Annotated in this window: 7 protein-coding genes; 2 read left to right on the top strand and 5 right to left on the bottom strand. The window is 66.2% G+C overall.

Annotated elements, in window-relative coordinates; all coding sequences use genetic code 11:
- Window position 1: 1 nt before the first annotated feature.
- The 3 genes from BCL79_RS01905 to BCL79_RS20210 all read right to left on the bottom strand — a co-directional run bounded on the left by BCL79_RS01905 (window position 2) and on the right by BCL79_RS20210 (window position 3975).
- Window positions 2–559 carry a fimbrial protein gene (locus tag BCL79_RS01905; protein WP_121036918.1) on the bottom strand — a complete coding sequence of 186 codons (558 nt, stop codon included), beginning with the start codon at window positions 557–559 and terminating at the stop codon, window positions 2–4.
- Window positions 556–3186: a fimbria/pilus outer membrane usher protein gene (locus tag BCL79_RS01910; RefSeq protein ID WP_121036919.1), complete on the bottom strand. Its 2631-nt coding sequence runs from the start codon at window positions 3184–3186 to the stop codon at window positions 556–558. The genes BCL79_RS01905 and BCL79_RS01910 overlap by 4 nt, the downstream gene beginning before the upstream one ends.
- A 153-nt stretch (window positions 3187–3339) precedes the next feature.
- Window positions 3340–3975: a LuxR C-terminal-related transcriptional regulator gene (locus BCL79_RS20210; protein ID WP_183073634.1), complete on the bottom strand. Its 636-nt coding sequence runs from the start codon at window positions 3973–3975 to the stop codon at window positions 3340–3342.
- 247 nt (window positions 3976–4222) lie between these two features.
- On the opposite strand from BCL79_RS20210, the gene BCL79_RS01920 reads away from it, so the two are divergent.
- Both BCL79_RS01920 and BCL79_RS20030 read left to right on the top strand, forming a co-directional pair.
- Window positions 4223–6607 (top strand): ATP-binding protein, encoded by a 2385-nt coding sequence (locus BCL79_RS01920; RefSeq protein WP_183073635.1) that lies wholly within the window; start codon window positions 4223–4225, stop codon window positions 6605–6607.
- 402 nt (window positions 6608–7009) lie between these two features.
- Window positions 7010–7582, top strand: coding sequence for a hypothetical protein (locus BCL79_RS20030; protein WP_147433831.1), 573 nt, complete (start codon window positions 7010–7012; stop codon window positions 7580–7582).
- 120 nt (window positions 7583–7702) lie between these two features.
- Here BCL79_RS20030 and BCL79_RS01930 read toward each other — a convergent pair whose 3' ends face one another.
- Both BCL79_RS01930 and BCL79_RS01935 read right to left on the bottom strand, forming a co-directional pair.
- Window positions 7703–8323 (bottom strand): hypothetical protein, encoded by a 621-nt coding sequence (locus BCL79_RS01930; protein ID WP_121036922.1) that lies wholly within the window; start codon window positions 8321–8323, stop codon window positions 7703–7705.
- A 352-nt stretch (window positions 8324–8675) separates the two neighbouring features.
- A complete protein-coding gene (locus BCL79_RS01935; RefSeq protein ID WP_183073636.1) occupies window positions 8676–14012 on the bottom strand; it encodes an ESPR-type extended signal peptide-containing protein in 5337 nt (1778 codons plus the stop codon).
- Window positions 14013–14022: the final 10 nt, after the last annotated feature.

A 14022-nucleotide genomic window follows, 5' to 3' on the forward strand; every position in this document is an offset into this window, starting at 1 on the left:
CTCAGAGGAACGTCACGGTGAGAGTGAAGGCCGTACTGATCGCGCCCTTGGTGACCAGCCCGCCCGCGAGCTTGTAGTACTGCGCGCACAACGGCACGTTGTGGGTCGCGGTGGCGAAAGTGCGGTTCAAGGTCTTGCCCGGCGTGACGGTTGCGCCGGTGGCGCAGTTGGTCTCCTTCAACAGCAGGCCGGTATACGGCGCCGGGTTGGTCGCTGCCTTGTTCTTGAACGCGTCGGCCTGGCCATCAGCTGCATCGGCGGCCGCACCAAAGGTGATCGTGGCACCGGTCACGCCGCTGCAGCCGGTCAGCGCAAGATTGAACGTATCAAAGCTGGGTGTCGCACCGCCGGCGGTGGCCGCGACATTGGGAAAGTCGCTGGCCGAGGCGGTGGGCATGGTGCGGTTGACTGCGCCAATGGCGCAGGTGCCGGCCTCGATCTGGCCAGTCAATGCGAAGTTGGCGGTGGCGCGACTCTGTGCAGCCGCCGGAAAGGCGGTGAGCGCCAGGGCGATGAGCGCGGTGCCCGCCCGGGCCGCGTATGCGAAGGTGGTGGTCATGGATATCCTGTCGAAGTAATAAGAGGAACGGTGAGATCAGCCGCGGAGGCGGCCTGCTCGATGAGGGGTGTTACGGGTGGTGCTGGTGCAGCAGGGGGCTGGTGGTCATCACCGGCCGTGGTCGCGCTGTCCTGGCAGACCGATTCGGCCCAGCGCTGGCCGCGCTCCCTGCGCACCTCGGCCTGGCTGAACTGCATCGCACAGTGCACCGTGGTGCCGGTGCCCACGGTCAGCCAACCGTTGATCGGCGCATGCAGGTGGACAATGCCGCCCTGCCCCACCACGCCGACCACGGCGCCTTCGCTGTCGTATACCTGGCTGCCGAAGTGGGTCAGCGCGCTGCCGTCGGGGTGGGTCACGTAGGCGAACGCGGCGTGCCGCTGCTGCGTTTCGAACGAGAGCGCCACCGCTGCGCCCGCCGTGGGGGCCACCCGGCGGCTGTTCTGCAGCAGCGTCAGGTCCAGTGACAGGCCGTCCGAGGCGATGGTCACCTCGTTCCAGCGGTACGGGCTCAGGCCGGGCAACAGGGCATAGCCGTTGCGGCCCACTTTGGCGCCGTTGATGCCGACGCGGGCCCCCTTGCCACCGTCCACGCGGACGATGCCGAACGTGTTGCCCAGCGATGGCCCCAGATTGAGGCCGCCCGGATGCCATACCACCGCACCGGATGCACCGGCGGTGATCCGCTGATCGTGCTCGCTGTACATGTAGCCGGCACTGACGCGCGCCAGCGGTGTCTGCAGCTGCGCGCTGAGATTGGCGCTCTTGCTGCCATCGGGCGAGCGCGACAGGCCCGCGCCGTAGTCAACCGGCAGCGAGCCGGGGGCCCGGCCACTGACATTGACATACTGGCTGGTGCCTCCCTGCTGCTGCGCCAGCGACAGGCTGACCGAGGCCGGGCGCTCGGCGCCCCCCAGCGGCACCTCGAACTGTGCCTGGAACTGGTCATCACGGCGGCCGGTGCTCGAGCGCACGCGCATCGCACTCAGGCTCCAGCTGACACGCCGCCAACGGCTCTGCAGGCCGATCTGGTAGTCGGTCTGTGCCTGGGCTGCGCCCCAGTAGCTGACATGGCTGGCACGCACGAAGGCAGACGAGCGCGTGCCCAGTTGCTGCGAGAAATCCAGCTGGATGCGGCGCTTGGCGCGCTGCAGGATGGCCTGGCCGGACGCGTCGCCCGGCTTGGCGCCCCACTGCATCGCCTCTTCCAGGGTGACGAAGTCGCCACTGCTGTAGCGATAGGTGGCCAAGCCGATGTTGGTGCCGGTACTGGCCATGTGCCGCTGGTAGTTGACGCGCACGCTGTTGCCCCGGCGCACGCCATGGCCGTTGAGCGTTACCTGCGAGTGCGTCAGGTCTGCGCCGAACGCGCCAATGGACGTGTTGATTGCCGCGCCAGCCAATGCGGCGTGGTAGCCCTGCGTGGCCTGCGCACCGGCGAGCAGGGTGAGCCAGTTGTTCATGCCCCTGCCCCAGGTGCCCTGGAAGAACACCGGGTCGGACAGCCCATCGTGCTCACCGGAGGTGCGTCGACGCCCCCCCGCCAGGCTGTAGCGCCAGGCACCTTGCCGCAGTGCCTGCGGCACCGCGGCGAAGTTCACCGAGAAGCGCTGCTCGCTGCCATCGGCCTCGGTGACCACCACGTCAAGATCGCCGCCGTAATTGGAGGGGTACAGGTCATCGATCAGGAACGGCCCGGCCGCCACCCGGATTTCATGGATCACATAACCACTCTGGCGCACGGTGACGGTAGCCGCCGAGCGCGCCATGCCGCGGATCAGGGGCGCATAACCGCGCAGGGCATCTGGCAGCATCTGCTCATCGCTGGACAGCTGCGCCCCGGTGAAGGCAATGCTGTCGAACAGTTCGCCGGTGGTCATGGATTGCCCCACCAGCAACTGGCTGCGCCAGCGCACCACATCCCGCTGCAGATACGTATGCCCGGCCTGGTAGCCGCTGTCGCCCTCGTGCCGCCGCCATGTGCCCCGATGGCGCAGCCGCCACGGCCCGTGGTTGAAGCCGAAGGACAGGCCTGCGTACGCTGCCACACCGCTGTCATTGCGCTGCGCGTTGAAGTCGTAATCCAGCATGCCGACGGTGACACCAGGGTCCCACTGCCCCGGGTTGACCGTGCCACGCGCCTGGGTCTCCAACGCCTGCTGCGGTACGCTCAGGTTCAAGCGCAGCGCGTGGGTATCGAAATGCGCCTGGGCGTGTTCAACGCGGCCGACCAGCGGCACGCAACCGCGCACGTCCTGCTGCAGGTGCTCGGCTTTGACGCCGCCGTCTTCCAGCAGCGTGCGCGGCAGGCAGGCCTCGGCACGCAGAGGATCGGCGCCGGGATGGAACATGATGCCGTGACGGCCGAGGAAGCTGTCATTGAGGTGGACGTCCAGATCGTATTCGCCCGCTTCAACCGGATTACCGTGGCGGAAGCGCTCCAGATCGGCATCGCTGGCGCCGTCCATGAGGAAATCGGCATTGAATGCCAGCTCCACCGGTGCCCCATTGCCACTGGCCATGGCCAGACCATGCCAGCAGCCGGCCAGCGCCGCCGCCAGTGTGCTGACACGCGCGCCTCCCCGACGCTGCCGATGCGGCGCGCGATGGGAAAGCGATGGGCTCATGCGTATCGGCACGGGGTGTTGCCCGCTCAAAGCGGGACCAGGTCAGCGGAAGTGCGGCGAGAGTGGCAGCGGCCTGCGGGCAGGTACATGCAAGAACTTGCAAAACACAGCGGCGTCACTGCAATTGTTCAGCCTGGCGCCGTTTCCATTCAGTCAGCGATCTGTTGGATGCGCACGCAGTAAATCGAAAAGCTCTCTGTCATTGGCAGCGCCTAACTTACGCATCCCCGTGCGCTTCTGCCGACTCACCGTGCTGACGGTTTTGGCCTGACATCCGGCGATCTCGCTGACCGAGTTGCCCTTGGCGATCAGCGCCAATACCTGCCGCTCGCATCGCGACAACGCCGACAAAGGGGGTTGCCGCGGTGCGTCCTGGTCAAAGGTGCGTTCCGCCCAACCGTCATGCACATAGCGGCGCCCGGCAATGACGGATGTCATTGCGTCCAGATAAACCGCCAGCGGCGCGCGGCGCTGCACGATGGCCGATGCCCCGGCGTCCAGCAGGTTCGCCAACCCGTCGGCGTGGGCGCTGTCGGTCAACACCATGACCGCTGCGCTGGTCTGCCCACGCACGGCACCGATCATCTCCACTGCCTCCGCACCCTGACGGATGCAGGCAGGCAGATCGAGGATCACCACCTCGGGCTCATCCTCCCCGACCCGCTCGCGGAATGCCGACCAGCTGCCGGCATCGTCGACCACCCGGCACGCCGGCACGCTGCCGAGCAGGCAACAAAGGGAAAACACAGTGAGCGGGTGGTCACTGATGACCACAATGCGTGTTGCCATGGAGTGTCCATTCCCTCTGGGCGCTGACGCCAGCCCCGTCCTTCGATCACCATGACGAATCGGGAACCGCATCGCCATGCAAGCACTATGAAAATCGGGTTCATATGAACGCCGGGAGGCGACGGGTATGGCTTTGTGACGCGGCCTGCGGAGACGCCATGCTGGGTGGAACTTTCGTACTTGTTGCATACCCCGCCGTGCGATGCCGGCGTATCTGTGGGGGATATTTTTGTCGGATGACTGGTGCATGGACCCGCGTGCTTCCTCCCCTTTCCGCACCACCGGCCGGCGACAAAGCCCGTGGCGCGTGGCATGGCTCACGGCCACCTTCGCTATCGCCGGCAGCCTGCTCTGGCTGGTCCTGTCCTCCCCGACGGCACAGCGCACGCCCTTCAGCCTGGCCATCGGCCCGCAGATGGCCAGCCAGCACGGCCTGGCCGGGGATGCCGCGCAAGGCGGGCCCGGTGCCTATCTGGAGGCAGTCGAGGCGCTGTCCGGGCTCACGCTGAAGCTGGTCACCGCGCCCTCCATCGAGCGTGCAGTCCTGCTGCTGCACAACGGGCAGGTGGACGGAATGGCCTTCTCCCTGCCCTCCACCGCCACGATGCTGCCCGACACCGCCGCGGTCTCGCCGTCCTTCTACAGCGGCACCACGGTCATGGTCACGCGCCCGACAGCGGCCTTTCGCGCGCTGTCGGCGATGAGCGGGATGCGCGTGGGCGTGATCGGCCATGGGGAGTATCGCGGCTATCTGGCTGAGCACTTCCCCGGTATCGACGTGTATCCCCTGCCCAGCGTCGATGCGATGCTCGAGGCGGTGGACAGCGGTGGCATCGACGCCGCGCTCGGTGTGGATGCCGTGCTGGCGCCGCTGGCGCGCAAGCGCTTCGGCGAGCGGCTGGAGGTGCATCTGGTTTCGGATGGCCCACCGGTGGAGATGCGGGTGGCCTCGCTGCCGCAGCGCGCCGGCGAGATTGCCATGGCGCACCAGACCTTCCTGTCGCTGCCGTTGGATACCCGCCAGGACATCCTGGAGCGCTGGTTGAACACGCTGTACCGCTCTCCACCCACACTGCGGGCGGTGCTGTCCCACTACCGCGTGCCTATCACACTACTCGGCCTGTTCCTGCTGGCGTTCCTGCTGGCCGTCGCCCAGTCGCAGCGCAATGCGCGCTCACTGGCCTCACGCCAGGCCAGTGCAGCGCGCATCCTGACCCTGGTCAATCATGAAGTCCGCAACGGCGCGGCCTCGGTCATTTCAGCCATCGATCTGCTGGAGGCCGAGGCGGACCCGGACGAACGCAACCGGCTGTTCCAATCGGCCCGGTCGGCTGCCGATGCGCTGAAGCACACCCTGACCAACGCGTTGGAGTTCATGTTCCGTGATGCGCCCGAGCATGCCGATGCCGCTTTCCTGCACAACGCCCACGGCATCGTGGCCGAATGCCTCTCGGCGATGCGGCCGCTGGCCCGCTGCAAGGGGCTTCACCTGGTGCTGCAGATGGACGGTGAGGCTACGCTGCAGGCGCGTTGCGATGCGCGCGCCCTGCACCATATCGCCAGCAACCTGATCTCCAACGCCATCAAGTTCAGTGACCACGGCGAGGTGACGATCGGGCTCTGCTTCTTGCCTGGCGTCGGTAACACCGGAACGGTCGTGCTTCGCGTGACCGATGTCGGCCCCGGGATTCCAGCCCACGACATGGCACGCATCTTCGAGCCTTTCAGCGCCACCCGCACCGGCCAGCTCAAACACGGCGCCGGCATCGGACTCTCCCTGTGCCGACGTATCGCGCGCGCGCACGGCGGGAACGTGACCGTCTCCAGCCGGCCAGGATCGGGTGCGACCTTCGTGGCCACGCTACGCGGGCAACTCGGCGATACCGCGCCGGAGATGACCTCGCCCCTTCTCCGGGCCTCTGCACCCCAGGTGGCCTGCGCACTGGTGATCGAGGATCAACCCGCGATCGCCAACATCATGGTCCGCCGGCTGCGCGGGCTGGGGTTCGAGACGGTCATCGCCAGCTCCGGTGCCGCGGCGATCCGCCTCATGAATCAAGAGGGGCCGTTCGGCATCATCACCGTGGATGGCGACCTGATGGACGCCGATGGCAGCGATATCGCCCAGGAGATCCGCGCGATCGAACGCCGCCACGATTGGCCGCCCGCAAGGCTGCTGTCTGTCTCCGCCGCCACCGACGTGATGGACCGCGCGGCCTACCGCCGCGCCGGGGTCGATGTCTATCTTGGCAAGCCCATCGACTGGGTCGCCTTCGATGCCGCCAGCGGCGCACCGGTGCGTGATGCGAAGGCGCCCGTCGTGCCCGTACAGCAAGGCGTGAGCGTGATGGAAATCTACCATCACCAGATGCAGCTCGACCGGACCGGGCTGGAGGTTTCGATCCGTGTGCAGAACTGGCGCGGTGCGCTGGCCATGGCGCACCGCATGCAGGGCGCGGCCTCGATGGTGGGCGACGTGGACACCGTGCCCACCCTGTGCGAACTGCAGCGCTGCCTGAAAGCGCATGCCATCAACGGCGACCCCGCCGATGCGCAGGTCTGGGCACTGGTGGCCAGTCTCAGCCCGGCCCCGGCCGATGGCGTGGACGGCGTGCCTCCGAGCAGCAACTGAAGCACGGTCACGAAACGGTGCTCGCGCTCAAAGGCCTCGGTCATCTCGGCATGGATATCCACGATCTCCCACAGCGCGGTGCTGTAGTGATTGACGTCGGCGAAGCCGCCGCCCTCGCCTTGCAGCGCGAGCAGTGATTCCTCGGCGGTTGTAGGTATTCAGGCCGGCGGTGTTCATCGCACCGGCTCACTGCCGCGGCCTTCCAGGGTGTCGATCTGGCCCTGCAGGTTCTTCTGCACTTCCTACAGCTGGGCGACGGTTATCGCCTCCCACGCGCTTATCACCGGCGTGCCCTCTTCAACAGGATGCTGCCGTGCGCAGGACGCGCCTGGCGCTGGCTTGCGTTGCTCGGCACCGCTAACCTGTCTGTCACGTCCAGCCGTGGCAGCCCAAGGAAGAGGGATGAACACACCATTGCCGCTCGCGGCACCATCAGCAGGCACTCATCGCCCGCAAATGCGTGCGTTGTATGATCAACTAGCCACGCACCTTGGCTTCCCGGCTGAAAAACTGCCCACGCTCGCGTTCGACCGGCCAGGCCTGGCTTCTGCGAAAGCAACCTTCAACATGCAGGCCCGCAGGATCACCATCGGCCAAGCCTGTGAACGCGAGTTCGTCCAGTGGGGAGCATACCCGTTCCAGCTGACAGTGGCCCACCAGCTCACCCATGCCGTTCTCTACGAGGCCGGCTATGGCGCCACTGGACATGCGGACGCATTCCTCGCTGTTTATGGGCTCGTGCTGGGCAAGATGGACATCAACCTTGTTGAACTCGAGATGGAACGCTGTGCCACGCAGAATTGGCCGGCTGACGTACCACCTTCGTTGCTATCCAACCGACCACGGAAAGCGTGGCGCAGCAAATCTGATCCCCGCCGTAAAAAGGGGCGCCGGCGGTGTCGTCTTGGTACTGGCCGTCTGGTTGTTCCGGTATCCGCTGATGAACCGAAGAGGTCCAATGCGATCGCGATATGACACTTGCCTGATGAGTCTGACGCGGCCAAGCCGCCGATAGCTCACCCTTCGCGCCTCTCGAGGCGCATGCCCTGCCACGCATACACAAAAGGCAGACGGGCACCGGGACCCCTTTGGCTATCAGAACAGGCGGCGCTGCAGCAGTTGCAGCACGGCCACTGCCCGGTGCTGGTGATAGTAGCGGCTGGAAAGATCGGCATGGATGCCGACGATGTCCCACAGCGTATCGCGGTACGCATGCACGTCCTGGATGTGGCACACCTCATGGCCATGCGGACCGCCCCAGTCTGGCTGGGCCGCGCTGCGCCACACCGCATCGGTACTGTGCTCGCGCACCGCCCCCAGCATCGCAACATACGCATCCACCTCACGGCAGTGCAGCTCGCCGCATTCGTCCAGCGCCAGGATCAGGGCTGCGATGTCCTGCAGCAGTTTCTGCTGGTAGCGCAACGCGGCCGGCTCCAGCAGCACACCACGGACCTGCTGTATTCGGTGAGCCCCGGGGCCCGCGCCCTCCGCGGTGCCTGGCCCCGCGACGCGCTGGTGAAAGCGGAGCACCTCCGGCCCTTCGTAACTTGCCTGCGCGCGCTTGCGGATGCGGTCGTCCAGCGCCAGCATCCAGACGTGCGCGGCCTCGGGAGTCACCTGCAGCCTGGGGGCGGACAGCAGTGTCCAACCGGCCCATGCACCGGCAAGGGCGATGGCGAACGACACCACACGCAGTGCGACACGGTGGGCCACTCTCCCGCCCCCGGAGCCGGGCCGCCCAGCCCCGGCCAAGGCGCGTCCAGACGCCTGCGAAGCGATCATAGGCCGGCCTCCCCAACGGTTGCCACGGCCACTCCCCGGGTGCGATCACTCATTCACGCGCCTCCAGCGCAAGGGGCATCGCGCGGACTGCGCGCGCCTCACCATCACGCTAATGGCACCCCTCACCCGACTTCCATACAACACCAATGAAAAATAGCCGCGCCACGCCGCATGAAAAAGGCGCGGCCCGCCAGAAGCGAACCGCGCCAGATCAAGCGCCCTTACCGGCTGCCCAGTCATACCGACCCGGGCAGCCTATACAAGCCGCAGGGCTACGTGCCGCTTACCAGCCGATACCCACGCCCACACCGACGGTCTTCTCACCGCTGTTGGTGAAGGCGCCATTGAGGCTGAAGGTGGCCGAGCCACGTTCGTTCATCACCCGCTGGTAGCCCACCGCCAGAGCCGATTCGCCATCGGAATGGCCCACACCCGCGCCGAGGCGGTTGTAGGTATTCAGGCCGGCGGTGTTCATCGCCATCGCACTCTGTGCACTGCTCATCGCCGCCATGCGGTTGAAGCGCTTGTCCATGCCATCCAGGCGCTTGTTCAAGCCTTCCACCGCCAGATCGGTGTACTCGTTGGACTGCGTGAGTACGTCATTGAGCTGGCGGACATTGACCGCATCGGTATCGGCCGTGCCCTTGGCCACGTGGCGGACGCTGCGCTCCTTGCCTTCGCTGCCCACGGCCACGGCGTTGTCCCCCTCGGCCTTGACCACCGGCTCGGGCGCATCGACCTTGGCAACCGGGGTGTCCACCGGGGTTTCCACCGGCGTACCCATCCGGGCCATCATCGCGACCGGCTCACTGCCGCGGCCTTCCAGCGTATCGATCTGGCCCTGCAGGTTCTTCTGCACCTCATACAGCTGCCCGCCGTTGACCGCATCGCGGCTGCCGGAGGCGATCAGACCGTTGGCCACATTGCCCAGCACCATGCCGTGGGCCCCGCCCAGGTTCAGGCGGCCGGGGCCGTCGGTGCGGGTGCTGGCCTCTTCCTGGAACAGGCGGTTGACTTGACTACCCAAGGCATCCACATCGGACTTGGTGGTCACAACGGCGGAGTCCAGTGCAAGCAATGCCGTACCGACGTTGTCGTAGGTGCCACCGCTCAGGACATACTCGGGGGCCGTGATCGCTCCGGTGGCGTCAACGCTGGCGCCGCCGCCGAGACCATCCAGCGCACCGTTGAGCTGGGCGACGGTTGTCGCGTTATCGTCGGCGATGCCAGCGCCGAGGTTGACGATCCGGCGCTTGAGATTGGAGTTGCCGATTGACAGGCTATTGGATTCGGTCGCAATGGACGCATAACCGAGCGCCACACTACTTTGAGCCCCAACTCGGACTTCACTTGCGGTCCCCAATGCGACACCATTTTGTACGGCAACCTGAGAAAGAGTACCCAGCGCGAAGCCGCCAGCAGATCCAGCATGTACGTGTGCAGCACGCCCGAGCGCAACTGAATTGTCACCAGCGGCTTTTGCAAAGCTCCCCAAAGCGGTTGCGCCCTCGCCATCAACCGCTGCCTCGGTTCCAGTGCCGATTGCAACACCGCCCCAACCAGCGCGGGCCGCTTCGCTGTATTCGTCTGAACCCACCGCTACGTAGCGTTGCTGGTCCTCAAGATAACCAACACGTGCATTGGTGGCAAACAACTGCCCCCCGTTCACCGCTTCCCTGCTGTCGGCCCGGCTGATGTCCCCCGCCGCCAGGCCGCTGATCCGGGCGTTGCCCAGATCCACCACGGTGCGCTCTTTGTTGAACATCACCGCGTAGTCCAGATTTGCCGTCGCTGCATCAAGGTCGGTGCGCAGCGTGGCGATGCTGCTGCGGTTATCGCCGATAAGCCGGGTGTTGCCGGCCACCACCTCCTTCTGGTTCTTGACCACTTCGTTGGTGGCGAACAGCTGGCCACCGGTCACCGCGTCCGTGCTGGTGGCGCTCAGTGCACCATCGGTTACACCTGACAGCGTGCGGGTCAGGTTGCCCTGGTTACGCACATCCAGCGTACGGCCGGTGTTCTGCGCGCCCAAGCGCACATTGCCCGTGCCCGAGACCTGGCTGACCAGGCTGTTGGCCAGGTCCGCACCGGTCTGCGCCTTGTTGGCCGCCGTGGCAGCCGCGGTGGCGGTGGTCTGCGCCGCAACGGCCTTGTTGTCGGCGGCGGTCACCTTGCCGTCTGTGGCGTGTAGCTGCTTGCCGGTCACCGCTTCCGTGCTGGTGGCGCTCAGCGCACCGTCGCTCACGCCCGTCAGCGTGCGGCTCTGATTATCCTTGTTCCGTACATCCAGGCGTACGCCTTCGTTACCGATACCTACGCGCACCGTACCGGTAGACGATGCCTCGGTAATAAGGCTCTGGACCTTGGCCGCAAAAAAAACCTTGCCGGTCACAGCGTCCGTGCTGGTGGCGCTAAGCGCACCATCGGTCACACCGGACACCGTGCGGGTCAGGTCGCCCTGGTTACGCACATCCAGCGTACGGCCGGTGTTCTGCGCGCCCAAGCGCACATTGCCCGTGCCCGAGACCTGGCTGACCAGGCTGTTGGCCAGGTCCGCACCGGTCTGCGCCTTGCTGGCCGCCGTGGCCGCAGCGGTGGCGGTGGTTTGCGCTGCAACGGCCTTGTTGTCCGCGGCGGTCACCTTGCCGTCGGTGGCGTGCAGCTGCTTGCCGGTCACCGCTTCCGTGCTGGTAGCGCTCAGCGCACCGTCAGTTACACCCGACACCGTGCGGGTCAGGCCGCCCTGGTTACGCACATCCAGCGTACGGCCGGTGTTCTGCGCACCCAAGCGGACATTGCCCGTAGCCGAGGCCTGGCTGACAAGGCTGTTGGCCAGGTCCGCACCGGTCTGCGCCTTGCTGGCAGCCGTGGCCGCGGCGGTCGCCGTGGTCTGCGCCGCGGTGGCCTTGTTGTCGGCAGCGGTCACGTTGGTGTTGGTGGTATGCAGCTGTTTGCCTGTGACCGCCTCAGTGCTGGTACCGCTGAGCGCGCCATCGGCGACGCCACTCAGTTTGCGGCCCGCTTCATTCTTGTTGCGCACATCGATGATCGTGCCGGTGTTCTCGGCACCGATGCGAACATTGGCGTTGGCTGCTGTCTGGCGGATCAATCCACCAACGGCACCGACCTGGGTCAGCGCGGTGGCAGCGTCGGCTTTCGCCGTGTTGGCCGTGTTGGTGGCCGCGGTCACGTTGGTGTTGGTGGCACTGAGCTGATTGCCGGTGACCGCCTCACTACTGCCGGCCGCCACCAGGCCGTCGCCCACGTTGACGATCTTGCGCTTCAGAGTCGCGTTGCCAACGGAGATCGCATTGGCCACGGTGGCTACCGATTCAGTACCCAACGCAACGGCCTTGCTCGCGTTCTCGTCCACCTTCGCACCGCGGCCCAACGCCATGCCCGCTGCGGAGGTGGCAGCAACCGATGCACGGTCGCCGAAGGCCAGCGAGTGTTGCGCCGCAGCGCTGGAGACAGAGCCGATGGCTACCGCGCTTGAGCCACTGGCCGCGGCCTGATAGCCGACCGCAGTGGCGTAGCTGTTGGTCGAAGAGGCCTGTGCTCCCATGGCCATTGCATTGGCCTGTGAGGCACTGGCTGCCTGTCCCAGTGCCACGGCGCCGGAGGTCATGGCCTTGGTGCCCGCGCCGAGAGCAACCGCCGAGGAGCCAGCACCTTCAGCGCCGGTGCCCAGTGCAGTGGCATTGGCCCCGGAGGCCTTTGCGTGGATGCCTACGCCAGTGGCATTGGTACCCGTGGCGACAGCGTCCTTGCCCAAGGCAGTCTGCGCGCTGGTCAGCTTGGCAACGGCGTTGTTGGCCGTGGTGCTTGCCGTCGTGGCGGTGGTCTGCGCTGCGGTGGCCTTGTTGTCGGCGGCGGCAACCCTGCCGTCTGTGGCGTGCAGCTGCTTGCCGGTCACCGCCTCGGTGCTGGCTGCACTGAGCACGCCATCGGCCACATTGACGATCTTGCGTTGCTGGCTCGCGCTACCAACAGACACCGTGTTGGCTACCGTAGCAACGGAACCGTGACCCAATGCGATCGCGCTGGCACCGCTTGCCTTGGCATTATGGCCCAGCGCCACGGTGTAGTCAGCGCTGCCGGTGGCGGACCGGCCAATGGCTGTCACGCCAGCCCCGGACGCCAGCGCTTCATACCCGATCGCGGTGGATGTGTTGCCGGTGACCCTGGCGCGGTGCCCAATGGCAACGGCGTATTGGTGATCGGCGTGTGATTCAGTGCCGATTGCCACCGACGAGGCATCGCCGCTGGCCTTGGCATCCGTACCGAGTGCAATGGCGTTCAGACGCCCGCTGGCAGCGCTACGTGTGCCGATGGCCGTGCCGCGGGTGCCGGTCGCGGCGGCGCCCTCGCCCAGCTCGACTCTCGTGCTGGCCAGCTTTGCCAAGGCTGTATTGGCGGTGGTGGTGGCCAGGTCCGCACCGGTCTGCGCCTTGTTGGCGGCCGTGGCCGCAGCGGTGGCGGTGGTCTGCGCCGCAACGGCCTTGTTGTCGACGCCGGTCACCTTGCCGTCTGTGGCGTGCAGCTGCTTGCCGGTCACCGCTTCCGTGCTGGTGGCGCTCAGCGCACCGTCGCTCACGCCCGTCAGCGTGCGGTTCTGATTATCCTTGTTCCGTACATCCAGGCGTACGCCATCGTTACCGATACCTACGCGCACCGTACCGGTAGACGATGCCTCGGTAATAAGGCTCTGGACCTTGGCCGCGTTGGTGGAGATGGTCTGATTGGTCGCGTTCAACTGTTTGCCAGTGACAGCCTCGGTGCTGCTGGCAGTCAGCGCGCCATCGGCCACATTGACGATCTTGCGCTTCAGCGTCGCGTTGCCGACCGACACTGTGTTGGCCGCCGTAGCGCTCGAGGTACTCCCCAAAGCCACCGAATTTGTCGCCGCGGCTGCGACCTCGGCGCGGTTGCCGAGGCTGACGGCACTGCTGGCTGCCCCTTTGGCGAGGGTGCCGATGGCCACGCTGTTCGCGCCTGTGGCGGTCGCCGAGTAACCCATGGCGTTGCTGTACGTGCCGGATGCTACAGCTTTATTACCAATCGCCACGTCGGCAGTGCCCGTGGCGGAGGCCGAGTAGCCAACCGCCAACGCAAAGTGGGACGCCCGCGCCTTCGCACCCAACGCAGTGGCCCCTATACCATCGGCATTGGCACCGAAACCAAAGGCACTGCCATCGGGCCCGTTCACCACCACCTGGTTCCCGTATGCCGTCGAATAGCCGCCGCTCACCGCGGAGCGCGAGCCGAGCACGATGGAATGATCGCCGCTCAGCGTCGCGTTTTTGTAGGAAGAATCGGAGGTGAGCGCAGTCTGATTGTGGACATTGAGGATGCCCGCGACGGCTCGTGGTGCGACGCCCTGCGCTGCGAACGGCGACATCACGGCTTCCGGCACCACGGTGAACCGCAGCTGCTCTTCGGCATCGTCCGCAGCAACATCGTTCGCAGCCATGACCGGAAGCGAAAGCACCAGCGCAACGGCGGCGGTTGCCACGGCGCGTGCGCCACTGGCGCGCTTGCCGCGGCCCTTGGTGTGCTCGCTGGCGACCATCCAGCAGCCAAGGGCGGTGTTCCAGATGAGGCGGTAAATGTGGTTCACGCTGAAGTAC

Source organism: Stenotrophomonas rhizophila (genome assembly GCF_003651185.1).
GTDB classification, from domain to species: Bacteria; Pseudomonadota; Gammaproteobacteria; order Xanthomonadales; family Xanthomonadaceae; genus Stenotrophomonas; species Stenotrophomonas maltophilia_Z.

Coding starts and splice junctions, on each gene's coding strand:
- BCL79_RS01905 (WP_121036918.1), bottom strand. CDS start 559: ATGACCACCACCTTCGCATACGCGGCCCGGGCGGGCACCGCGCTCATC.
- BCL79_RS01910 (WP_121036919.1), bottom strand. CDS start 3,186: ATGAGCCCATCGCTTTCCCATCGCGCGCCGCATCGGCAGCGTCGGGGA.
- BCL79_RS20210 (WP_183073634.1), bottom strand. CDS start 3,975: ATGGCAACACGCATTGTGGTCATCAGTGACCACCCGCTCACTGTGTTT.
- BCL79_RS01920 (WP_183073635.1), top strand. CDS start 4,223: ATGGACCCGCGTGCTTCCTCCCCTTTCCGCACCACCGGCCGGCGACAA.
- BCL79_RS20030 (WP_147433831.1), top strand. CDS start 7,010: ATGAACACACCATTGCCGCTCGCGGCACCATCAGCAGGCACTCATCGC.